The sequence below is a fragment of the Olivibacter jilunii genome, assembly GCF_900607235.1.
Lineage (GTDB): Bacteria > Bacteroidota > Bacteroidia > Sphingobacteriales > Sphingobacteriaceae > Olivibacter > Olivibacter oleidegradans.
The window spans coordinates 439109-462225 of sequence record NZ_LR027849.1; the positions used below are offsets into that span (position 1 = coordinate 439109).

The 23117-nt window shown below is 45.8% G+C and carries 18 protein-coding genes; 9 read left to right on the top strand and 9 right to left on the bottom strand.

The annotated features are described in order from the left end of the window. Window positions 1–11: 11 nt before the first annotated feature. The 3 genes from E0E36_RS07870 to E0E36_RS07880 are packed head-to-tail and all read right to left on the bottom strand — an operon-like array spanning window position 12 to window position 5488. A complete protein-coding gene (locus E0E36_RS07870; RefSeq protein WP_130855479.1) occupies window positions 12–3242 on the bottom strand; it encodes an error-prone DNA polymerase in 3231 nt (1076 codons plus the stop codon). Between the two features lie 6 nt (window positions 3243–3248). Further along, the gene (locus E0E36_RS07875) at window positions 3249–4751 is read right to left on the bottom strand and encodes a Y-family DNA polymerase (RefSeq protein ID WP_130855480.1); all 1503 of its coding nucleotides are present in this window, start codon (window positions 4749–4751) and stop codon (window positions 3249–3251) included. Beyond that, window positions 4748–5488: an ImuA family protein gene (locus tag E0E36_RS07880; protein WP_130855481.1), complete on the bottom strand. Its 741-nt coding sequence runs from the start codon at window positions 5486–5488 to the stop codon at window positions 4748–4750. Before E0E36_RS07880 ends, E0E36_RS07875 begins: the two co-directional genes overlap by 4 nt. Before the next feature lie 70 nt (window positions 5489–5558). On the opposite strand from E0E36_RS07880, the gene E0E36_RS07885 reads away from it, so the two are divergent. The 4 genes from E0E36_RS07885 (at window position 5559) to E0E36_RS07900 (ending at window position 8789) form a co-directional block, all read left to right on the top strand. Further along, window positions 5559–6356, top strand: coding sequence for an XRE family transcriptional regulator (locus E0E36_RS07885; protein ID WP_130855482.1), 798 nt, complete (start codon window positions 5559–5561; stop codon window positions 6354–6356). A 25-nt stretch (window positions 6357–6381) separates the two neighbouring features. Next, entirely contained in the window at window positions 6382–6636 is a 255-nt protein-coding gene (locus E0E36_RS07890; RefSeq protein ID WP_130855483.1) for a hypothetical protein, read from the top strand. Between the two features lie 84 nt (window positions 6637–6720). Beyond that, window positions 6721–7497 (top strand): exodeoxyribonuclease III, encoded by a 777-nt coding sequence (gene xth / locus E0E36_RS07895; protein WP_130855484.1) that lies wholly within the window; start codon window positions 6721–6723, stop codon window positions 7495–7497. 875 nt (window positions 7498–8372) lie between these two features. Next, on the top strand, window positions 8373–8789 hold the full coding sequence (locus E0E36_RS07900) for a hypothetical protein (RefSeq protein ID WP_130855485.1): 417 nt from the start codon (window positions 8373–8375) through the stop codon (window positions 8787–8789). A gap of 257 nt (window positions 8790–9046) precedes the next feature. Here E0E36_RS07900 and E0E36_RS07905 read toward each other — a convergent pair whose 3' ends face one another. Together E0E36_RS07905 and E0E36_RS27915 are read right to left on the bottom strand one after the other, a co-directional pair. Further along, window positions 9047–9856, bottom strand: coding sequence for a hypothetical protein (locus E0E36_RS07905; protein ID WP_130855486.1), 810 nt, complete (start codon window positions 9854–9856; stop codon window positions 9047–9049). Further along, complete coding sequence (locus E0E36_RS27915) at window positions 9853–10050, bottom strand: hypothetical protein (RefSeq protein WP_130855487.1); 198 nt, start codon at window positions 10048–10050, stop codon at window positions 9853–9855. Before E0E36_RS27915 ends, E0E36_RS07905 begins: the two co-directional genes overlap by 4 nt. 304 nt (window positions 10051–10354) lie before the next feature. Here E0E36_RS27915 and E0E36_RS07915 point away from each other — a divergent pair, with 304 nt between their 5' ends. Together E0E36_RS07915 and E0E36_RS07920 are read left to right on the top strand one after the other, a co-directional pair. Further along, entirely contained in the window at window positions 10355–11209 is an 855-nt protein-coding gene (locus tag E0E36_RS07915) for a hypothetical protein (RefSeq protein ID WP_130855488.1), read from the top strand. Between the two features lie 10 nt (window positions 11210–11219). Then, window positions 11220–12287 carry a beta family protein gene (locus tag E0E36_RS07920; protein ID WP_165446937.1) on the top strand — a complete coding sequence of 356 codons (1068 nt, stop codon included), beginning with the start codon at window positions 11220–11222 and terminating at the stop codon, window positions 12285–12287. Here the strand turns inward: E0E36_RS07920 and E0E36_RS07925 are convergent. The 4 genes from E0E36_RS07925 to E0E36_RS07940 form a co-directional block, all read right to left on the bottom strand. Then, window positions 12284–13033, bottom strand: coding sequence for a sce7726 family protein (locus E0E36_RS07925; RefSeq protein ID WP_130855490.1), 750 nt, complete (start codon window positions 13031–13033; stop codon window positions 12284–12286). The two genes, E0E36_RS07920 and E0E36_RS07925, sit on opposite strands and share 4 nt — an antisense overlap. A gap of 155 nt (window positions 13034–13188) precedes the next feature. Continuing rightward, complete coding sequence (locus E0E36_RS07930) at window positions 13189–15642, bottom strand: AAA family ATPase (protein ID WP_130855491.1); 2454 nt, start codon at window positions 15640–15642, stop codon at window positions 13189–13191. Between the two features lie 102 nt (window positions 15643–15744). Next, a complete protein-coding gene (locus E0E36_RS07935; protein ID WP_165446938.1) occupies window positions 15745–16062 on the bottom strand; it encodes a thermonuclease family protein in 318 nt (105 codons plus the stop codon). Window positions 16063–16151: 89 nt separating this feature from the next. Continuing rightward, complete coding sequence (locus E0E36_RS07940) at window positions 16152–16421, bottom strand: helix-turn-helix domain-containing protein (protein ID WP_278045538.1); 270 nt, start codon at window positions 16419–16421, stop codon at window positions 16152–16154. Window positions 16422–16950: 529 nt separating this feature from the next. Between E0E36_RS07940 and E0E36_RS07945 the strand changes: the two genes are divergently transcribed. The 3 genes from E0E36_RS07945 to E0E36_RS07955 are packed head-to-tail and all read left to right on the top strand — an operon-like array spanning window position 16951 to window position 23108. Then, window positions 16951–20403: a SusC/RagA family TonB-linked outer membrane protein gene (locus tag E0E36_RS07945; RefSeq protein ID WP_130855493.1), complete on the top strand. Its 3453-nt coding sequence runs from the start codon at window positions 16951–16953 to the stop codon at window positions 20401–20403. A gap of 13 nt (window positions 20404–20416) precedes the next feature. Beyond that, entirely contained in the window at window positions 20417–21790 is a 1374-nt protein-coding gene (locus E0E36_RS07950; protein ID WP_165446939.1) for a RagB/SusD family nutrient uptake outer membrane protein, read from the top strand. Continuing rightward, window positions 21783–23108: a TlpA family protein disulfide reductase gene (locus E0E36_RS07955; RefSeq protein ID WP_165446940.1), complete on the top strand. Its 1326-nt coding sequence runs from the start codon at window positions 21783–21785 to the stop codon at window positions 23106–23108. The genes E0E36_RS07950 and E0E36_RS07955 overlap by 8 nt, the downstream gene beginning before the upstream one ends. The last annotated feature ends 9 nt before the right edge of the window (window positions 23109–23117 follow it).

Below are 23117 nucleotides of genomic sequence, written 5' to 3' on the forward strand. Positions count from 1 at the left end.
TCAATTAAAATTTACCTGAAATTACGTCCTTTCGGAAACAGCTCCAGTTGAGCATCAACCCGTACCTGCGTCCTTTTGTTTTTGGCAGGGAAGACATGGCCGTCTTTTTCATCGGCGGGCGAGAGTGTCCGCAGCTCGGCCTGCTTTCTTTCCTTCGGACCGAGCAGCGTGAGCAGCCCGGAGAGGTTGTAGAGCCTTTTGGCCACCACATGGGTAACCTGTCCCTCGCGCTGCAGTTTACCCTCTACCATCAACAGCTGCGAGTAGAGGATTTCCTTCCGGTACCGTTCAAAGAGACTCGCAAAGGCCACCAGGTTGGCCACGCCCGTTTCGTCCTCGATCGTGATGAAACAGACACCGCCCGCCGTTCCCGGGCGCTGCCGTACCAGTACCAGTCCGGCCACCCGAACGGGCGTGCCATCGGGCCATCGGTCCAGTTCCCTCGTGGTCAGGATATCCCGCTCATAAAGCTGCCGCCGGATAAAACTCACCGGATGCGCCTTCAGCGAAAGTGCCAGCGAGCTGTAATCCTGCAGCACATGTTCCGATTCTGACATCGCCGGCAACCGCACCTTTTCTTCCGGTGTGCTCGCCGAAGGCTGCCCTTCAAAGATGCCCATGGGACGGTCATGGAGGGCCGACACCTCCCAGAGCGCCTGCCTGCGGTCCATGCCCATCGAGCGGAACGCATCGGCATCCGCCAGGCGCTCCAGCGAAGCGATGGAAACCCCTGCATCCGGCAGGAAATGGATATGCGTATAAGGTCTCTTCCGCGCCCGTACCAGCGCTTCCATTTCCTCCCGGTTCATTCCCTTAACCTGCCTGAAACCCAGGCGCAGCGCGCAGTAGGGGCCTGTTTTCTCCTCCAGGGTATTGTCCCAATGGGAAAAGTTGACGTCAACGGGCCTTACCGTCACGCCATGCTCCCGCGCATCGCGCACAATCTGCGCCGGGGCATAAAAGCCCATGGGCTGGCTGTTCAGCAGCGCTGCGGCAAACACATCTGGGTAGTGATGCTTCAGCCAGCAGGAAACGTAAACCAAGAGGGCAAAACTGGCCGCATGGCTTTCGGGAAAGCCGTAGCTTCCGAAACCTTCCAGCTGGCGGAACACCCTTTCGGCAAATTCCTTTTTATAGCCCCGTGATACCATGCCGTCGATCAGCTTCCTTTCGAACCGGCTCACCAGACCCTTCGCCTTAAAGGTGGCCATGCTGCGCCGCAGTTCATCCGCTTCGGCAGGGGTGAAGCCCGCGGCCACAATGGCGATTTTCATGGCCTGTTCCTGAAAGAGGGGCACGCCCAGTGTCTTGCCCAGAATCGCTTCCAGCTCGGGAGAGGGATATTCCACCTCCTCCTCACCGTTGCGCCTGCGCAGGTAGGGGTGTACCATATCCCCCTGGATCGGGCCCGGCCGTACAATGGCCACCTCGATCACCAGGTCGTAAAAGTTCCGCGGCCGCAGGCGCGGCAGCATCGATTGCTGCGCGCGGCTCTCGATCTGGAATACCCCGATGGTATCGGCCGCGCTGATCATATCGTACACCTCGGGGTCATCCTGCGGTACGGTGGCCAGCGTCAGCTCCAGGCCGTGATGTGCCCGTGCCAGATCAAAGGCCTTGCGGATGCAGGTCAGCATGCCCAGTGCCAGCACGTCGATCTTGAGGAAGCCCAGCGCATCGATATCGTCCTTGTTCCATTCGATGTTGGTGCGGTCCTCCATCCGTGCGTTGATCACCGGACACAGGTCGGTCAGTTTACCGTCCGTGATCACAAAACCGCCCGTATGCTGGCCCAGCTGGCGCGGAAAACCCATAAACTGCCGTGTCAGTTCCAGCACCTTTACCAGGTGAGGGTCCTTCGGGTTGAAGCCGTGCTCCGAAATGCGATCGCCCTCAAACCATTCGTCGGTAAACTCCCAGATGGAGCTCGACAGGCGGTTGATGGCATCCACCGACATGCCCATGGCCTTCGCCACATCCCGCACCGCGCCTTTCTGGCGGAGCTGGGTCACCGTGGCCACAATGCCCGCGCGGTCGCGTCCGTATTTTTCATAGATATACTGGATGATCTCTTCGCGGCGTTCGTGCTCAAAATCCACGTCAATGTCGGGCGGCTCGTTCCGGGCCGAAGAGATAAAGCGCTCGAAGAGCAGGTCAAACTTCGTCGGGTTCACCGCCGTGATGCCCAGGCAGAAACAGATGGTGGAGTTGGCGGCCGAGCCGCGGCCCTGGCAGAGGATGCCGCGCGAGCGGGCCTCCCGTACAATGTCATATACCGTAAGGAAGTAGGGCGCATAATCCATCTCCGCAATGAATTTCAGTTCGTGCACAATGGCCGATGAAACCTTTTCCGGCAGCGGATCACCGAAAAAGCCGTAAGCTCCCTGCCACGCCAGCCGGGTCAGTTCCTCCAGCGGCGTGCGTCCGTCCGGCATGATCTCCCTTGGGTACACATACTTCAGGCTGTCGAGGTTGAAGCGGCAGGCCTCCGCGATCCGCCGGGTGTTTTCGATGGCCTGCGGATATTTTCCAAAAAGGCGTTCCATCTCCCCGGCGGGCTTCAGGTAGCGTTCCGCATTCCCGTAAAGCAGGTAACCCGCATTGTAGATCGTTTTCTTTTCGCGCACACAGGTCACGATGTCCTGCAGCTGCCGCCGCTCGGGGCTGTGGAAATGCACATCGTTGGTGGCCACCATCGGTATGCCGAAATCCGCTTCCAGTTCCGCTATGCGGTAGAGCCTTTTGGCGTCGCTGCCCCTGTACAGCCAGGAGGCCGCCACATAGAGTTGCCGGCCGAAGGCCTTTTTATATTCCAGCAGCTCCCTTCTGAAATCCTCTCCGAAATCAAATTCGTCATCAAGATCAACGGGAGGCAGGGAAATAAAGATCATGCCCTCTGCATAGCGATATACATCGGCCTTATAGAGCTCGCATTTCCCCTTTTCCGTCCGCCGGTTGCCTTCGGTCAGCAGCGCCGAGAGACGGGCGTAAGCATCCCTGTCCGTCGGGTAGGCCAGCAGGGGAGGGCCGTCCACAAGATTGAGGCGTGCGGCAGGGATGATACGCAGACCGTATTTTTTCGCAGCGCTGTGTGCCCGCACAATACCCGCCAGGGTGTTGTGGTCGGTTATGGCCATGCTCCCATAACCGAGCGCCGCGGCCTGTTCCACCAGTTCCTCCAGGTGCGAGGCACCGCGGAGGAAGCTGAAATTCGAAGTGACCTGTAATTCCGTATAATCCATAAACCGTTAAGCAAAAAAACCATGCATGAACCATTCCGGCTCGCCCTCGCCATCATAATGCCCCGATCGGAAGAGCCAGTAGCGCGCGCCCTCTTCATCCTCCACGCGGTAGTAATCGCGCTGCGGACCCGTCTCGATCCACCATTCCCTTTCGATGCGCTCGGGCCCGTCCGCCTTTTTCACCTTATGCCTTTTCCCTTTGTACACAAAAACCATGGGCGGGTAATCCGGCACGGGAGCCGATACCCGGATGGGCTCCGGCTCGGGCAGCAGGTAAATCGGGCGCGGCTCATCGATAGGCCAGGGGATGGCCGGCCGTTCGTCATAAGAGGTGGCAGGCCTGATGGAGCGCTCCGGCCAGTGGTGCTCATCCGGCAGATAGCGGCGGATGGCATCGTGGCCGGCACGCGTGGCGATCCGGTCGAGCAGATTGCCGATCTCCGTACTTTCATAGACACCGCCATCGTTCCACAACTTCTCCTGTCGGGCATCCAGATCCTCCACAACGGGCGCTTCCAGTATAAAAAGCTCGATGCCCAGACCGGGGGCAATGGTACCGATCTTTTCGCCGAACAGGCGGAAGAGGTGATGCCGGTCACGCGAAGGGCGGCCGGTGCCTATCTGGATCTGCTGTACCTTACCATCTATACGGAAAGACCGGAAAACCGCCTTCCGCAGCCCCATCCCATCCTCCAGCAGATTCCGTGTAAGCATTTCCAACAACGTCTCCAGCGCCATTTCAATGGCCTTTCGCGTCCGTACCGGCTCCAGACAGGGCAGGCGTTCCGCATAAGGTGCCGGCGGCCGCACCGGTTCCAGCGGTTCGGGAGAGGTGCCCAGCGCCTGACCGATGCGGTTGAGCAACTGCTCACCGAAACGGCGGCGCAGTACCGTACGGGGCATGCCGATAAAATCACCGATGTGGGTAAGGCCCAGCTTCTGCATGCGTTCCGTTATGGCCCGGTCCAAACGCAGCGCGGCAGGGGGGAGGGGCATCAGGGCCGCCAGCTGCCCACCCGGAGCAACCACGGCGCCATCCGTTCCATAACGGGCCACGGCCCATGCCGTTCCGATGGTGTCGGCCATGGCCATCCGCACATCATAGCCCGCGCCTTTCAGTTTCCCGGCAATCTCTCCCATATAGGGCCTTTCCCCTTTCCATAGGTGGGTGCAGCCGCTCGCATCCAGTATCAGCCCGTCCGGCAGATCGACGCCCGCCATCGGCGTATAGCGCAGACACTGTTCGGCCAGACGCTTCAGTAATTTTTCCGCCCGGTGGGGCTCATAATCGAAGACCTCCAGATCGGGATAAAGGGCACGCGCATCGGCCAGTACCATATTCACGGTAACACCTTCCGCCGCTGCCCCGGGGCTCAGGGCCCGGATCACCATGCGCCCCCGCTCGGGCGCGGCCAGTACAAAAGCCTTTCCGCGCAGTTCCGGCCGGTGGATGGCCAGGTCATCCGTGAGCAGATGACGGAATGCTATCGCAACATATCTTTTCATCATGTACCGGTATGTGTATAGACTTTCTTTTTAACGGGGGCATCGGGCGCAATGTGCCGGAAGTTACCGGCCTTCCAGCACAGGTGCCAGGTGCCGGGCCTTCCGTTGCGTATCTTCCCGAGCTGCACTTCCCACAGCGGGTGGCCGATGCCCGGCAGGCGTCCGTCCTGCAGGCTGCTCAGGGGGCGTATGTTCCAGCGCGAGACGCAGGCCAGGTTATTCAGGCGCCGCGGGCGATAGCGGTGCAGAAAGCCCGTAACACGGCTCTGCTCCACGGCCAGCTGCAGGCGGCGCGAGGCCGTCAGGTCCAGGTCGCGGATTTCGCCCACCACAGCGGCGAGCGAAGGGCACTTAAGCGCCTCCTCCAGCACCCAGAGGGCATCCTTTTCCCCATGCAGGTTGATGAAGATCACCCGGTGGGGCTCAATGCCGAAACCCAGCAGAGAGGGCGGAAACAAACGCTTGCCGATGCTCACCCAGAGGCAGGGACCCTTCCGCTGCATCAGGCGGCCGATCAGGCAGGCGATGAAGCCGGTAGATGCCGCCGCTTCCTCCGCACTGTTACTGATAAATTCATGGATGGCCCCGAGCGGAAAGGTACCCATCGGGAAGGCCTTTTCCATCGGCCCCAGATCCCCGGGCAGTTCATCGCTTCCGTTCGGAGCGGAAAAACCCTCCGCTGCCAGAATCATTTTCCGCAGCTCCTCCACCACTGACTTTTTCTTCAACGAGGTTTCCATATCCCGATTTTATTTTTAATTTTGTCACCATTGGTAACAAAATGAATGTCATCAATAATAACAATACAAAATGGAAGCTGCAAAAGTTTTTTTCAGAAGCAATCTCCGGTTTCTCCGCAACCGCAAAAAATACAGTCAGGAACACCTGGCACAGCTGCTGGGCCTTACACGCAGTAAATATACCGCACTGGAGAACGGGCAGACGGAGAATCCGCCACTGGTCGACCTGATCCGGTTGTCCGAGTTCTTCAGAATCCCCGTGGATTACCTGCTCCGGCAGGACCTGGGCCGCTGGAGCGAATACGAACTGCGCAAGCTGGAAACGGGGGCAAAGGAATATATCAACGGGAAGAACCTGCGCGTACTTTCCATTACCGTTACGCCCGATAATAAGGAAAACATGGAGTATGTACCCGTAAAGGCCAAGGCAGGCTATGCCGCGGGCCATGCCGATCCCGAGTTTCTGGCGGCGCTGCCCAAATTTTCGCTGCCGAACCTTCCGGCCGGGGGTACCTACCGGATGTTCCCCACTACGGGCGATTCGATGCTGCCCATTCCCGAGGGGAGCGATGTGGTGGCCCGTTATGTGCAGGACTGGAAAACCCTGAAGCCCGACAGCCTGTGCATCGTTATCCTCAAAGGTGAACGGGATTTCGTGTTCAAGCAGGTTACCCTGCAAGGGGACGGTACCGTGCTGCTCCGCTCGCTCAATAAAAATTATGCGCCCTATACCGTAAGGGTGGATGAGGTGCTGGAAATCTGGCAGTATGTAAAGCACCAGACCGATAAGCTGCCCGAAGCCGGAACCGACCTGCAGGAAATCAGGCAGCTCCTTCTTGATGTAAAAAAGCGGGTCGAAAAAATATAAGGCTTGGAATTATTAAACAGAACAGATGGACGAACCCTTTTTCATAACCATAAATTACCGGAATACCGAACATAGTTTCGAAAGCCGTATCCGCTGGATGGGCTATACCCATAAGATCGAGGTGGAAGTATTCGGCACCATGGTGCATTTCGAGCCCGATGAAGAACGGAATTACCGGGCCATATTGGTAGATCCGACTGCCGACACGTCAAAAGAACTAAAGCCGGGGCTTTTGCAGGCAATCGCAAGCTATCTGGAAGAGCAGGTTAAATCGAAGTAAATGTTACTGTTGGCCACCTGGCTCTTTAGCTAAACACTTTGCCTCTGCACTTGTTAGAAAAAGAAAAAGTGCCCTCCTTCATTCATGAAAATTGCAACGTTCAATATCAACGGCATCAATGGCCGTTTACCCGTTCTGCTCCGCTGGCTACGGGAAGAAGAGCCCGACGTGGTGTGTTTGCAGGAGCTCAAAGCGCCCCAAAACCGCTTTCCCTTAAAAGCCATCCAAGAGGCAGGTTACCAAGCTATCTGGCACGGACAGAAAAGCTGGAACGGGGTGGCAATTTTATCGAAATTGGGAGAGATCACAGAGGTGACCCGCGTGCTTCCCGGTAACGTGGAAGATAACCATAGCCGGTACCTCGAGGCGATCATTGATGACACGCTTATCTCCTGTTTGTATCTGCCCAACGGCAATCCCTATCCCGGGCCTAAATTTGACTATAAGATGGCCTGGATCAAACGCTTTAAAAGACGGGCTGCCCAGCTAATAAAAATGGACATTCCCGCCATTTTAATCGGTGATTTTAACATTATCCCTACAGAGCTGGACGTTTACAAACCCCAAAAATGGGAAAACAACGCCCTGTACCGCATGGAGGCAAGAAAGGAATTTAAATCTCTGCTCAAACAGGGATGGATGGATTCCGTCCGTAGGCTATTTCCCGATCAGGCAGTCTATACCTTTTGGGATTACCTCTGGAATGCCTATGGGCGTAATGCAGGCCTCCGATTGGATCACATTTTGCTGAGCCCCAAAATTGCGCCCCGGTTGATCGAGGGCGGCATCGACAGGCATGTCCGTGGCTGGGAAAAGAGCAGTGACCATGCGCCGGTATGGATCAGATTGAAACCTACGTGAATCTGTTAGGTTTTCTGCTACGCTGTTAAGAATTTTCGAACAATTAAATAATTTACGTATCGATATATAGACAACAAGAAATGCCAAGTGACACTTTCTGGCCTATAGCTAGCGATTCATCACGTTTATCACTGTCTTTTGGATGCCGTAGTGGGAGAGGCTTTAGCACTATATTATGCTGTTTGTAGTAGCGGTCTTTTTATCGAAATAGATTTAGGCTTAATACATTTCTGCGCCTGAGAAAGAGTGTCTTTAAAGGCTTAGGTACGCTTTTATGATCGTTTTGTGAAACGCTATTATGAGGTAATCGTTTTATGCAAAGGGATAAGAAAATCTGTTGGAACCTTGTCAGCTCAATCCTTAATTTGGTTAATAAAACCGAAATATATCAAACATAAGAAGAAAACCAATGAATGCTACTGTGCCCGCAGTTGATAAAAAATAATTTCCCGTTTTACGCATACCCGTGGATCGTGTGATTTCCCTTTCTTTCGCGTATTTATAATAGTATGCGATTCCTATTGTGTGGGTTACACCTGCAATGATAAATAATACAAGCGGTACAAGGCGTCAATCAATTGTGAAAGTGCCAATTTTCGCAATACAAGTTTTTGGGATAAACAATATTAGTTCTTAGTTAGCCTTCCCCACAACTGAAAGTGGTTCCAGAAAACAGACGTTTATTTGTGACAAAAAACGTCAGATTTTAGCGATATTTATAAAAATTTAAATGCTATAATCTCGCTACAATAAGAGGAGTCAGCAGGTCAGAAGACACTGTTATATTGCGAGGCGATATCTTGAGCAGGACAACCTGGTTTACATCATAATGATTTAATGACGCTCGTACTAGCTATTAATACTATAAAGAAAGCATGAAAGACTTTATAAAAGACAATTGTATTGCAATTGCCGGTGTAGTAATATCTATAATCTCTCTGATTCGAACCTTTAGAGAAGGTAAAATCTACATTGATGCTGTATATAGTTTTTATGGCCCTGAAAACACAATAACGATTTACAACAATTCTACACGTAAAGTAACGATTACTTACTTTGAAATCTATCATTCTATCTGGAAATGCTTTTTTAAAAAAGAATCTGCATGGACATGGTACGATGAAGGACAAACTAGTCGTTATGTAATAGCTCCTTACGAAAGTTACGATATAATATTTGATGAGCACAATAAATATAATGATTCTGTTGATAGAATTTTTAACAAGAAAGGTAGGGTTTATATTAAGATCGTTATTGCTGGGCAAAAGAAGAAAATTGTTAGGCTTCGATAGAGCGCAAAATATCCACGTCAACCATTTCTATAAAAATATCCGACCCGTTACCTATACGTTAGACTAGCGATTTCGTCACCTTAACTTTTCCTCAGCATTTGTTAGTATAGCGATTCCTTTTACCAACGCAGCGATTTCAAAAGAAATGCCTACGCTATTTATACCTTTATAACCATCCTTATTATATTTCTCAAAGATCGTCTTGGCTCTTTCATAAGAACCAGAGAAATTTTGCTTGTTCTGTTCCAAAAAATGGACTAATAAACCTTATTAATAACCTCCATAGCCTTTTTGTATGCTACGGTAGTTTCTTTGAACTGCTCTTTGAAAAAATAAAATAGGGCGATTTTATATTGTGGTATTTCCAAAAATATAAAATCGTCAATCGTATGGAAGAAATGAAAATGTTGGTTTGAGGTTTTGAAAATGAGTAAGGAATTGACGTGGTTTGCTTTATCCTTTACCGCTAGGCGTTTGTGAGCGTATCGAATTGTAGACAATATCTTTGCAGGTGAATATCCTTTGTTAGGTAGTAGCAAGTATAAAGGAAAATCACTTAGATATGGAATATGTTTTCCATTTTTTGGACTTAGAAATTTTTTGGAAATATTCATGATTTGAAATTTATAATCAATAGTTTCAAGCCAGCGAATTATATGTTGCAGTTCGAAAATATTGAAAGCAAAGTCTTTCTCAAATCCTTCGTGAAACAGTTTTTGTATATACCTTTCCAAACTATTGAGCAATTCAGCATTGCATGTTGAGCAGGTTGGAATCGTTGCTTTATTGTACGTTACTGTGTGCCCGTTTACGGTGATATCAAAATATTTTTTTGTATCTTTTCGAAAGCACCACCGTGGTATAATATGCTCTCTTGTTATGTTAAGATGGGATCCACAAACCATACAGATGAGATATTCGTTATTTTTGACAACTTCTTCATTTACGCGCAATACATAATTGTGATAAACGAATTCCATCACTGAGAGATTGTTTCTTCTGATTATACCACGAAGTATCCTTAGTTTTGCATTTAGTCCTTTTAACTCGACAGAATTATTGCTCATTTTCTATACCTTTTCCTAACTTCTCGAATTTGCCCGCAGTGATCATACTTTTCATAATATTCGATCGGTTTATTTCGCATAATATAACCATATATTCGCCTAACGAGCCAACCTATGAAAAATAAGCCGCCTACAAATGGCAACTTTTGATCCGGTAATTTATCAAGTATATTGATGATTTCTTGAAAGTCCATAGCATCACTATTTAAATTATGATGCTATCCACTTATCGTCGTGAAGGCACTCCAATTATAAGAAATATTTTTCATATTCCAAAGGACACGTAAATCAATGCTTTTAGAACTGCATTAGGGCAACTTAAGCGGTTTTATATTACATTGGTGCTGATTTTAGAACTCAGATTTCTAAAATTAGCACAAAATAAATTTCAGACGATGGGTTTATCTCACATGAGAATAGACGCAATAACTTTTTTTCATGTAGCGAAAATTGATTATATTTGAGCCAACAATCAAAGCCCAAATAAGCCTATTATCTATGCACGATATTGCACCTTATATTTTTCATAATCGAGCCGTTGCTTTTCTAGATGTTTTGGGATTTCAACAATTTCTAGGCGAATTTGATGCGGAGGCTAGGCAAAATCGGAAGCGCCTACCCGAAGAAAATGAAGACCCTATATTGGGAGGTAGGTTCACCTCTCAGAAAGCGAACGAATTTATTGCAACATTTAAAAATGCCATAGAGCAGTTAGATAAAGAAAAGTACAGATACTACCTGTTTTCAGATAATATCTGTATCACCTCCATTCAGGAGACCACCCCGAATGATTTGCAAGACCTGTTACTGGTCATCACTAAATTATATTTTGATTTCGCGAAAAAAGGATATTTCCTTAGGGGAGGAGTGGATTACGGACTTTTTATTGACGAAGAAACTATTGCAGTAGGAGTACCATTAGCCAACGCGTATTTGCTTGAATCGAAAATTGCGATATATCCTCGCATTGTGTTGTCCACAAATATTGTCGATCAATTCCAAGCATATAATCTGTTGGGCGAAAAGGAATATGACTATCCCTTTGCTGATGTTATGATCGAAGGCGAAGACGTGAAGTATTTAAATATTTTTTTGCAGGTCTTTCAAAGTGACTATGTAGAGGATAAAAGACTTTTTTTTACTGATTTTAATCAAGTAATTGGTAACCATTTAGAAGAGAATAGACAAAACGAGCGTATATACGAAAAGTACCAGTGGCTTGCCGAGCAGTTTAATATATTTATTGACAAGTTTGTTAACGAACTTGCTTTTCAGGATAGTAACTTCGACCCCGAGAGCGACGAAGATTTTCTCGAATTTGTGAAAAAACAACGGATAAATTATGGCAATTAACCTCATATACATGCCAACATTTAGGGCACGCCAACAGGAAAACCTCGTATTACGAAGCTTCAAGTTTGATGGCCACATGTACCCTATGTTAGAAATCATCAAAGAGTATGATCGAAAGAGAGACTCTGATAAACAATCTCCATTTCACGAAATCTACTTAGACCTTATTGAGACCATACAATCAGAGCGAGTGTTTGTTGACTTACCTTTATACCTAAAAGAACGGGCGTCAATGAAAAATGAGGTTATCGCATTCAGTCGTTCCGTCATTGCCAGTAAAGAACGTCGTACAAAATACTTACAATCATTGGGAGAAGCTAGCCCAAAGATGATCCCAGTAATATCATCCTATTTACACAAGACCGGGGAAATTGATACCCTGCAATGGCAAGAGGCACATCTGCGTCCAAACTTTCCGTCCATCGCTTTTAGAGTAATGTACAATCAATTCAATGAAGATTGGCCAATTATCAACCAGCTTGCCACAGCAGTAGATTTTATCATACTCGATCTTGACAATATTGCACCATATCCTAGTCCATCAGTCAGACAAATCATGAATGCATGGAGATCTTTTAGTACCTGCCCCAAGATTATACTACGCAGCGCTATAAACACCGATATACAAAACGTTGGATTAGATCATGGCGAAGTGGTGTTTGATATCGATAACGGCTTAATAGATACCTATAAACAACCCCTGCTTGGCCAATGCTTCGGCGATTATGCCGGTATTAAAAAAGATGATTTAACCTCCGGCGGAGCAATTAGTCCGGGTTTTCTTTTCTATGATGCCGTAGATAATCAATTCGTAGGCTTCAAGGGTAGTGTAAAAGAGCTTTCCGAATTTAAGAATACTATTGTGCCAGCGGTTATAAATTCCGAAGCTGCGAAGCGCATGCAAGCAAGTGGACTTCCGTATTTAGACGATCGAAATTGGGGCTGGCAAACGTTGCTCCGCATTCAGCACGAGGGCGAAACCGGAAAAAGCCAGGCAAAATTTAAACGTATTGCTATGGAACATTATCTACATTGCATTCGCGTGAAAATTGAAGCGGGAGAGCTTAAGACTTCTTAATCTTGGTAGATCAATAGCGGATCCACATTTGTGTTAAAAAAAAATTGCAAATCTATAGGCAATATGTGCTTCCAGTGTGCCAAAACAAAAGACCAGCGAGCTTCATAACGCTTTTTCAAGGCAATTTTTAAACGCTCGTTGATTTCTTGAGCAGTATATTCGCCCATAATTTCTGTGTATACAGCTGTCTTAAAAAGGCTGAGCCGTTCTTTCTTGGTAAGTACTTCCAATTGGGCAAGAGGATTAAGATAGGGACTTTTAATGGCAGACCGGTATTCCACACGCTTTTTCCCTTCAAAATACCAGATTCCGTAATGCGCTGGTACTAAACATTCCGTTTCACGCAGGTGCTTGGCATCAATTACTACCGTATTATATTCAAATATTCTATGATAATCATCACTCTGTTTCCCCAAGCGCCTCAAAGTGTCAATTTTCGACTTTACCTCAAAGCATTTCGAATCACCGTTAATTACCACAAAATCCGCTCGGCTGTTTTTTGCACGCACTTCAAATGCAGCAACGTATCCCTTCTTCCTGAACGTAGTGGCGAGCTTATATTTTAAAGACTCTTCACCATGATAGTTTGAAAAAAGAGCTTTATTAATTTTAAGATGCAGTTGGTATTTAGACAAACCGTCCGTCTTACATTTTCCGTAACAGGCCTCTACTATTTGCAGTAACTGTTGACGGTAATGCAGGGTGTTATAAGATTTTGCCAGTGCAGTATAATCTACTTTGCCCATTGTTGCAAATATAGGAAGTTTTTGGAAGTTTCAGCCTTTCGGTCTTGGTTATGATCAGGATAATGTGACAGGAGACGAGAGGATACGATCGTCGACGCGATTCTGGACAAAATAGAACACAGCTCCCAAACAGGTTGTTTTGATGCCGTGGTTATTTATCCTGCTGCGGTTATGGCAACTTCGACATTATCATCTTCTGTCTGCTTAGTGATAAGTTTCTTTAAGTTTGTGGAATGAAAGCCATCAAAATATTCAATAATATCTATTGTTTCCAATGCGATATTCCTCAATGCGTCATCAGTAATGAAGTTACTTTCATCCAAATGTTGTGTGTTTCCGTGAGAAAACCCATCACATAACTTATTTATGTTTGAGAGTTTGTCTTGTATATTATCTTTTGATATTTTTCCTACTGAAGTATCAGGCAACGTTTCAAAGTCTATTATATCTGAAATGAAGTATTCCAGGCCAGCAGATTGATTAGCGTTGGATTTCGTTGTCAATTGAGCATATTTGAAACTAAAAAATGTTTCTAATATTCGACGGATATAATTCGGCAAGTATTTTCTTGCTTCTTCATAATTCGGTGTTTCATCACTTGAAAATTCGAGAAGACTTTCCAACATATAAAAATAGGGGCTTTGGAAATTTTGTAATGACTTGGGTAAGTCGCTTATACACCCCCTATTTATAAGGTAACAGGATTTTGAAGTTTTTACTCGGAAATTTGGATTCAGAAACTTCATAAACAACAAATTGTGGCTTAGGATAAACAGTTGCCTATAATCTTTAAACTCCTTGTGTATCAAATAGGCTGTTTGATATAAGCGATTGTCATCGAGGCTTGAAATTGGATCGTCAATAACGATGATAGTATTGCCTTTATCTTTAACTTCCGTCGTGACCTTGCTCAGGAAATACGCAAAGGCCAAAGCTGTTTTCTCGCCATCGCTCAAAGTATTGCGTAGTCGCTTCCGTATTTTTTCCGAATTATTATACTTAATTAAAATGTTCTCATTATCGTCCTCTTCATTAAGGTCGATGGTGAAATGATTGATGCCGAGTTTCTCCAAATATTCCCCTACTTTTTTTGCCTCCAACTTTAAAGCGCGGAGTCTCTGCATCTTCGCAGTCGAATGTTGAATTAGTTCATTGTTGTATGTTGCGATTTGCGAGCTTAGTTCGTGGTATTTTTTTACGTTATTTTTGTCTTCGTGACCGTTCAATTCCAAGATTATTAGTTTTGAATAGAGGCGTCTGATGTCAGTTTCTAGTGTTTCGGGGCTTTTTCTCCGGGCTTGAAGGGTTGAAATCAATTCGTCCTTGAAATCAGTCAATTTTTTAATATCCTCGTTATAATTTTCAATTGCCGATTGGATGTTGGTTAACTCAAAATCTATAATCTTTGAAGAATTATTTCCTTTGTCATCAACGAGATCTGTTAGCGTCTTTATCTGGGAAGTTAATCCGTCTATCCGGACGTCAGGCATCTTGTTCTCCAGCATGGCATTGTACTTTGTGGCTTCCTGTTGCAAGGTGGTTTTTGAATCCTTGTTAGCTGTACAAAAATTTTGAGCGGTGGCCAGTTGACGCGTATGATCGGCTATGTTTTGCTTAAATTCTTCATAGCTGCTATCAAAGTATTCCCCAAATTCCTTTATTAAATCAATAATGGTGTTATTGAGATTAGAATTACATAGAGGGCAAGTTGTTTCGTCGGTCTGATTTGATTTCTCTAAAAGTAATTTTCCGAATCTGTACCAAGGCTCTATCTTACTTATATCTTCCTCGTTGACTTTGGCTTGAAAAGTTTCAATTTTGCTTTTTAAAGTGGTTACAGCTTTTTCTCTGGCGGTAGTATTAAGTAGGGTTTTCAAAGACGGAAAATCCAATGAAATTTGACTGAATGAAACATTTCCTAACTTTTCTATATCCGCGATAAGGGCTGCCTGGTCTTTACTGATTTGATATTCAGATATTTTTTGCCTGATAGCTAACTCTAAATCAGATTTATTTTCCGTAGGAATGCTTTGTACATCAGGGAAATTTGGATTTCTGAGATTGCCACTTGGGAATGTTTCCCTAAATTTTTTGTTAAATTGCTGCTTGATGGCTTCAAAACTGCTTTTATATTCCTCTTGCTCTGATTCACTCTTGCCTTTGTCTAATTCTTTTTTCTCGATGATTTCGTTTAATTCCACGATTTCAGGATCTTCCAATACCGTTTCTGCCACATTGAATTTCTGAATTTTTCCTTTCCTTCCGTCAAAAACATGGTCGGCAACAAAATTGGAATTGAAAACGTAAATACTCTTATTATTGTTGTGACCGTCTCCGGTAAGGGGATAGAGTAATGTTTCCTTGTCGGTGCAGAGGAATTTAACTTTAGCATCATCAGAGCATTTTAAATCGTCAAATAAATCTTGTTTCTTTTCGGACGGGAAGTTCTGGTTTTTAGCAATCAAGTTGAAAAGATTGGACAGAGTGGACTTTCCGCTACCATTAAATCCGAAAATCAAATTGTACTTTCTAAAATCTTCACTGCAATTCCACGAGAAATTATCGAAGATACTCAACTTCTTAATTTCGATAAATTTTAGGATACTCATAGCTGGTTAGGTCTGATAACATTAAAACGTTTTTCAAATTTAACTAATCTTTTGAAGCAATGCCTAAAATCGGTATAATTTTGTCAATCTGATAAAGATGGATTAATCTCTGACGGATGAATTATCGAAGTGTTTGTAGTGCCAAGCTAACCCGGCCTTTAACAGCTCTTTATTTAGGTTGTTTCCATCTGGTAAAAGAACAATGCCAACGGTTCTGCCATACCTGTCTATGTCTTTAACCTGTACCGTCACCACCTTTTGAAAGCAATGATCTGCAGTAAACTTTTTAGCCACTGTACCAAAATCTTGATGACTTTCCGGGCAATCTATACCATACATGCGAATCCTTACCTGCGTGTCATCTGAATCTAAGATAGTTATTGTGTCGCCATCAGCCACTCTTATGACTTTCCTTTTCACTAGAGTTTGGCAAAGAGAGATTATAGAGATGAACAGCAATAAAAATGTCAAATAAAAATTTCGCATAATGGAAAAGGTTTAGATACGGCCTATTTCGTTTTCTTACTCGGGGTAACATCCCATTCTGACTTAGGTCTTAGTTTTAAGTCTTTACAGAGAAAAGCGGCAATTTCGTTCAGGTTCACTTCCAAAGCAAGAGAAATTAGATACACCTCATCAATTGTCGGCTTAGTTGTTAGATCCACGTGCAACCGACTTATTCTATCCTTTGATATACCAGTCATCCTAGCTAGTTTAGCTTGGCTTAGTGGTTTTCTTGATAGATATAAACCAAGTTTGGTAATTGTTTCTTTTGCCAATTTTCCCTCCGTTACACTTTAAAAATACGAAGGCAAAAAAAATGTAGATAATTATTTTGTAAATGGCGCAGAATTATCTACATTTGTATTATAAAATTCGATAAATATAAATCGAGTTATAAAATATATAGGTTTGGCTTTATGCTAAACCGCATGAGCCTTGTTATCGAAAACTGCAAATTTTGAATGACGCGAGGCCATAGGGGATTTCCTTGACCGAATTTTTCGTAAATTCGCAAAAATACACGGGAAAGGTGCCCCTATTGGAAGCCGCGTCAGGGTCTTGCAGTACCTCGATAACGGCGGAAGATAGGGGATACCGCCCACCAGCTCCGCAAGAGGCTCGTTAATAGAACGAGTTATGATAGCTAAACCTAACAAAAAATTCTGTCTAAGAAACATCTTTAGCGCTCCCGAATAGGCAAGGTGCTTGGCCATTTTATGGCTTCATCTCCTTACGGTGAAGGCGCCCCACTGTACGGATTTTCAAACCAAATTATTTGCATGAACAATCTAAATCATTACAGAAATGAAGCTTTTTACAAGCTACATCAGGGAGCTTTTTGCCCAATTTAAACTAAAAAGTAATACGGTCGTTACGCGCAAACCATCATTAGTGATGAATGTGCTCATGCCAAGCGCTCAAAGATTCTTCATCCCGCTTTGCAACGGGATGATGCAGGGGGTAGAGCCTCTCAGTACGACTGGTTGTATACAAAAAATAAATAAAAAAACTACCTGTAACTCGCGAGTTACAGGAAAATGGGCTTTAAGAAGGTTTAAAGGCGTTTTTTGGTGGTTTTTTACCACTAAAATTTGCATAAAAAAGTGGGGGGAATTTAGGTGCAGATACCTTTTTTCGTCGCAAAATGCTGCCTACGAAACTATAAGAATCGGGAGGCGACTGCGCGTCCTTAAACCTTACACCGTATACCTTATAACCCTAAAGATCTTGTTCTGTGTTTGTTTGGCACACGCCCGGCAGTCCTCCTCTCCGGAGGCTGCCCACGGCGTGGCTTTTCAAGATGTTTTATTGAAAGGGAAAGTTCTTTCGGCAGACGGTGAGCCACTTCCGGGAGCTACGGCAGCCATTAAAAACACCGAAATTAGGGTATTGACTGATGCCAATGGAGCCTTTACGATAAAAGGGCATAAAAGGGAAGGAGTCTTGATTATAAGCTACCTAGGCTATGCGATAAAAGAAATCTCGTTCGATGGTAAAAGCTCAGAGGTGCTAACTGTGCGGCTGATACCTAATGAAAACGTATTGGATGAGGCAGTAGTGATAGGTTATGGGCAAACCACAAGGAGATTGAACACGGGCTCAGTCAGCAAAGTGACGGCGGAAGATATTGCCAAACAACCTGTGGGTAATCCGTTAGCGGCCCTACAAGGTAGGGTGCCTGGTATGGTGGTGACACAAACCAGCGGCGTACCGGGGGCTGCAATCAATGTGCAGATAAGAGGCAGGTCATCGTTGGATCTGGCGCGCTCACGGAACGATCCTTTATTCATTGTAGACGGTGTACCTTTCCTTATGGGCAATGAAATTGCCAACCAGCTCATAACGGCTGCCAATAATCCCACGCAAACCAGTCAGGGCGGACTAAGTCCGCTGAATCTCATCAACCCGGCCGATATTAAAAGTATCGAAGTATTGAAAGATGCGGATGCGACAGCGATATACGGAAGTAGGGGAGCCAACGGAGTGATATTGATTACAACAAAGAAAGGCCAGGCAGGGGAGTTCCGATTGAATTTTCAGAGTTATGCCGGATGGGGTGCGGTTACTCGAACGATGGATTTTATGGATACTGAACAATACCTAGCCATGCGGAGAGAGGCTTTCCGAAACGATGGCATTGAACCAATATCCGCCACAGCTCCCGATCTCTTACTTTGGGATACTACACGTTATACCGATTGGAAGAAAGAGTTGATTGGCGGGATTGCCTCTACAACAGATATGCAGCTTCGCGCTTCAGGCGGTAACCAATACACTCGCTTTAATCTAGGTGTAGGCTATAGACGGGAGGGGACTGTATTTCCCGGCGATCAGGCCGGTAAACGGACAAGTGTCAGCATGGGAGTGGATCATCGAACACCAGATAATAAGCTGGAACTGAATTTCTCGGGAATGTACAGCTACAATATCAGCGATCTTACGGCCCGCGACCTGACGCTTTATGTGAACCTCCCGCCCAATTTTCCTGCACCTCGTGATGAGAAGAACAGGCTGAAATTCAGCGAAGGTGGTGTATCCTTTGCAGCTCTCGGGCTCGAGAACCCATATGCCTATTTATTAAGAAAATACCGCGGGCATACGGCCAATTTAATCGGAAATTTACAGGCCACTTACTATATCTCTCCGGGGCTCCTGTTCAGAAGTAACTTTGGCTATAACTCGATCGTGTCGGAAGAACGCTCGACAAATCCTTCTACTTCCATCGATCCCCAAAGCGGAGCAGCGCCCTCCGCCAATTTTGCCAATGGGAACGGGAAAAGCTGGATTATTGAACCACAGCTGGAGTTTACCGAACAGTGGGGCGGCGGCAAGTTCAATGTCTTACTGGGCGCCACCTGGCAGTCGCTTGATAGCCGGAACAGCACCATCATGGCAACCGGTTTTGCCAATGATTTGTTACTGTATTCTATGAATGCTGCCGCAAATCTTAATGCCAACAATAGTTTTTCGCTCTATCGCTATACCGCACTTTTCGGCCGGCTGAACTATAGCTGGAAGGATACGTATATTATAAATCTGACCGGTAGGAGGGATGGTTCCAGTCGCTTCGGACCGGAAAATCGTTTTGCCAACTTCGGCGCACTGGGAGCGGCATGGCTCTTCGGCAACGAAGAGTGGATAAAAAATGGTTTGCCCTTTCTAAGTTTCGGAAAAATTCGGGCAAGTTATGGCGTAACAGGCAATGATCAGATCGGTGATTATCTTTATCTGGATACGTGGACTTCTACATTGAGACCCTATGATGGGTTGGGTGGTTTGAGGCCGTCGCGTTTGTACAACCCTAATTTCAAATGGGAAATCAATAAAAAATTTGAGTTCGGCCTTGAGCTTGGAGCTCTGGACGACAGAATGCTGTTTTCCGCTGCTTATTACCGGAATAGAAGCAGTAATCAGCTGGTGTCTTACGCTTTGCCTGCTTTAACGGGTTTCAATAATGTGGTGCAGAACCTCGATGCCCTGGTGGAAAATAAGGGTATGGAGCTATCACTTTCTACTGAAAATGTGAAAAGAAAGGACTTCCGATGGTCGTCAGCGATCAATATTACCTTCCCGAAAACCCGGTTATTGGTTTTCCCCGATCTGGAAGGATCGAGCTATGTTAACCGCTACGAGATCGGCCAACCATTGAATGTGATCAAAGCTTACCGCTTCCTGGGGATAGACCACGAAACCGGAGTCTACATGTACGACGACATGAACGGTGATGGCAACCTGAATGCATCGGATTATCTTACCGTAGGTCATACCGATCCTGTCTTTTTCGGAGGCTTGTCCAATACCTTTAACCTTGGCAGTTTTGAACTGCACTGTTTCTTTGAATTCAGAAAACAGACGGGACAGAATTATTATGCCAATATGTATTCGTATCCACCGGGTTTCATTTTTAATCAACCTCAGCTTGTGAATGATCGATGGCAACGCCCTGGAGACGAAGCGGTCTTCCAACGGCTAACATCGCGGGCGGGCAATCCATTGTACACCGCTAATTCACGCTTGTTGAACTCCTCCGCGGCTTATAGCGATGCCTCTTTTATCCGATTTAAGACGCTCTCGTTGAGTTACCAATTTAAACCTGAATGGTTAACGCAGATGAGGCTGAGAAATTTAAGAATCTATATGCAAGGGCAGAACCTGCTTACTTGGACAGGCTATAAAGGGGCCGATCCTGAGAACCAGAACTTGCTGATGCTGCCGCCCTTGCGAACTTTTACCTTAGGCCTACAGGCAATTTTTTAAAATGAAAAAATCAATGAAGCTATACAGTTACTTAAAAATACTGCTTTTAGGCGGATTAGCTATGTCATCAAGCTGCAGCTCGTTTGTCGACATTCCGCTACCTGAAAATGAAATTCTCACGGAGCGCATTTTTGAAAACGAGGAAACGGCCCGCACGGCGATGGCAGGCGTATACAGTCAGATTATGGGGGCGAACCTCCATTTGGCAAGCGGAGGGCTTTCTGTTTATATGGGTCTTGCAGCGGACGAGCTGCTTAATACCGCACCCAATACGGTGGCCGACGCCTTTGCCCAAAATGCGCTGACATCCAATTTATCAACCATCGGAGCTAATTTCTGGAATTCATCCTACAACCTTATCTACCATCTAAATACGATTATTGAAGGGCTAAGTGACAATAGCCGCTTGACGGAACAGGCACGGACGGAGCTATTGGCAGAGGCGAAGTTGTTGAGGGCTTTTTATTTCTTTTATCTCGTAAATCTCTTCGGTGATATCCCAATACCCATATCCAGTGATTTTAGGTTTAATGCGAAGCTGAGCCGGGCCAGCAGCAATGACGTTTATGAGCTGATACTAGATGATCTAACTTACGCAGCTTCAAATCTTAATAACAACCACATAGGTGCCTACCCCTCAGCCATGGCAGCCAAGGCTATGCTTGCCCGCGTGCACCTCTACCGTGAGGAATTTGAAGCGGCCTTCCAGTTGTCAAATGAAGTGATCGAAAGCCGTCGTTTTGAGCTGGATTCAACATCGGGCGTTTTTCTTGATAACAGCCCTGAAACAATATGGGCCATGAAACCACTTCAGGGGAATCCGAGGAATACGGTTGAGGGAAATGTCTTTATTCCGGCCTCTGCTACTGCCAGACCTAACTATACCTTGTATGAAGGCTTGGTAATAAGCTATGATGAAAAGGACAGGAGAAAGAGAGACTGGATAGGTGAACGTACCATCGGTGAGGAAACCTACCATTATCCTTACAAATATAAGCTTCGTGACGGCTCGAGATATGAAGAGAATAATATTATTATCCGCCTGGCAGAAATGTACCTGATCAGGGCAGAATCGCTGGTACGAACGGGTAATCTAATGGCTGCGGCGACAGATCTTAATATCGTGCGGCACAGAGCCGGGATTGATCCCATAGATGCCACAAATTTCTCAGCAGAACAGATGATCAACGAAATACTTAATGAGCGGAAACGGGAACTTTTTGCAGAGTGGGCACACCGCTGGTTCGATCTGAAACGAACGAACCGCATAGATCAGGTGCTGGGCACGCTGAAACCTACCTGGAGAAGCTTCGCAGCGCAACTTCCCATTCCATTAACTGAAATAAACCGAAATCCACAACTTAAACAAAATGAAGGTTATGATTAATAAGATAATACGAACTTTTTTTCCGGTATTTATAGGATTAATACCTGCAATGGGTTCCGTATACGGACAGGTGCTGAAAATAGGGGATACTGTTCCTGATTTTGAGATTAATGATGTAATCGGCTATTCTAGTTCTACCATTCACTTATCCGATTTTGAAGGCAAAGCGATTATTCTAGATTTCTGGAGCCATGGATGTAAAGGCTGCATCGAGAGCTTTCCGAAGGTAGACTCTCTACAACAAAAATACGGAGACAACCTACAGATTATTCTGGTGAACAATGAAAGTCGCGATTCGACCGAACGATGGCGGAGCAAACGGACCGGCATCAAACTACCTTCGGTACCTATCGTCACAGGCGGGGGGCCATTGTCGGCCGCTTTTCCGCAGAATGCTTATCCGTTACATGTGTGGATTGATGCGGATCGTGTGGTAAAACATATCACCCATGGATGGAACGCTACAGAAGCCAATATTGAGGCTTTTATCAATCGAGATACGTTGAACCTATCTACGGTTGAATTTGTAGATATCGACCAAGAGGAGAAACGCTCCACACAGCGGATTTATGATGCCATGGTGGATAGCGCTGTATCTTTTTCCTATCTGGCAAGGTATCGATCTAAAAAAGACATTAATCCCGGGAATCATCTTTTTGTCCATAAAAATGGTAAATGGCGCTTCTCCGTTACGTCGAATGCTGTAGAAGGGTTATTCAAAACGGCTTACATTCCGTTGATGGATATGGACCTGTTTCCTAAAAACGCAGTGATTTATGAAATGGAAAATACGCTGCCATACCGGATTCCAAAGGATAAGGCGTTGATTGACTTTCATTATCAACACTATATCTATACTTATGATTATGTGTGCGAAGCTGCGAGCGAGGCAGTATTTAGAGAAGCGATGGCGGAAGATTTAATGAATAAATTTAACTTGGAGGTTACCTTGCAGGAACGTAAAATCCCCTGTATGGTATTGAAGATGAAAAAAACCAAACAACTGGAATCGAAAGGGGGGCAGTCTATAGACAGTCTTTATGCGGTAATTTTGCAGATGGAGGTGAAGGAACCTAAAATGAGGAACATGCCTTTTGCAACCTTGGTGCATCGCTTAAGGGCACGCATGAAAATTACCCGGGGCATGGCACTGTTGGATGAATCCGATTTTAAAGGGAACATTGATATAGACCTTAGCCCAGCAGCTTTGCAAGCAAAGGATAATAAATTGTTGATAAAGGAATTGGCGGAATATGGCCTAGTTCTGAAAGAGGAAAAAAGGAAGCAAACTTGCTTGGTTTTTAAAGAGCGAGAGTAAAGGATACTG

What these genes read in the sequence shown, in the direction of transcription:
- E0E36_RS07890 (WP_130855483.1), top strand. Translation starts at nt 6,382, where the DNA reads ATGGACGAACCCTTTTTCATAACCATAAATTACCGGAATACCGAACAT.
- E0E36_RS07915 (WP_130855488.1), top strand. Translation starts at nt 10,355, where the DNA reads ATGCACGATATTGCACCTTATATTTTTCATAATCGAGCCGTTGCTTTT.
- E0E36_RS27915 (WP_130855487.1), bottom strand. Translation starts at nt 10,050, where the DNA reads ATGGACTTTCAAGAAATCATCAATATACTTGATAAATTACCGGATCAA.
- E0E36_RS07875 (WP_130855480.1), bottom strand. Translation starts at nt 4,751, where the DNA reads ATGATGAAAAGATATGTTGCGATAGCATTCCGTCATCTGCTCACGGAT.
- E0E36_RS07945 (WP_130855493.1), top strand. Translation starts at nt 16,951, where the DNA reads ATGAAGCTTTTTACAAGCTACATCAGGGAGCTTTTTGCCCAATTTAAA.
- xth (WP_130855484.1), top strand. Translation starts at nt 6,721, where the DNA reads ATGAAAATTGCAACGTTCAATATCAACGGCATCAATGGCCGTTTACCC.
- E0E36_RS07905 (WP_130855486.1), bottom strand. Translation starts at nt 9,856, where the DNA reads ATGAGCAATAATTCTGTCGAGTTAAAAGGACTAAATGCAAAACTAAGG.
- E0E36_RS07950 (WP_165446939.1), top strand. Translation starts at nt 20,417, where the DNA reads ATGAAGCTATACAGTTACTTAAAAATACTGCTTTTAGGCGGATTAGCT.
- E0E36_RS07920 (WP_165446937.1), top strand. Translation starts at nt 11,220, where the DNA reads ATGCCAACATTTAGGGCACGCCAACAGGAAAACCTCGTATTACGAAGC.
- E0E36_RS07955 (WP_165446940.1), top strand. Translation starts at nt 21,783, where the DNA reads ATGATTAATAAGATAATACGAACTTTTTTTCCGGTATTTATAGGATTA.
- E0E36_RS07885 (WP_130855482.1), top strand. Translation starts at nt 5,559, where the DNA reads ATGGAAGCTGCAAAAGTTTTTTTCAGAAGCAATCTCCGGTTTCTCCGC.
- E0E36_RS07930 (WP_130855491.1), bottom strand. Translation starts at nt 15,642, where the DNA reads ATGAGTATCCTAAAATTTATCGAAATTAAGAAGTTGAGTATCTTCGAT.
- E0E36_RS07925 (WP_130855490.1), bottom strand. Translation starts at nt 13,033, where the DNA reads ATGGGCAAAGTAGATTATACTGCACTGGCAAAATCTTATAACACCCTG.
- E0E36_RS07880 (WP_130855481.1), bottom strand. Translation starts at nt 5,488, where the DNA reads ATGGAAACCTCGTTGAAGAAAAAGTCAGTGGTGGAGGAGCTGCGGAAA.
- E0E36_RS07900 (WP_130855485.1), top strand. Translation starts at nt 8,373, where the DNA reads ATGAAAGACTTTATAAAAGACAATTGTATTGCAATTGCCGGTGTAGTA.
- E0E36_RS07870 (WP_130855479.1), bottom strand. Translation starts at nt 3,242, where the DNA reads ATGGATTATACGGAATTACAGGTCACTTCGAATTTCAGCTTCCTCCGC.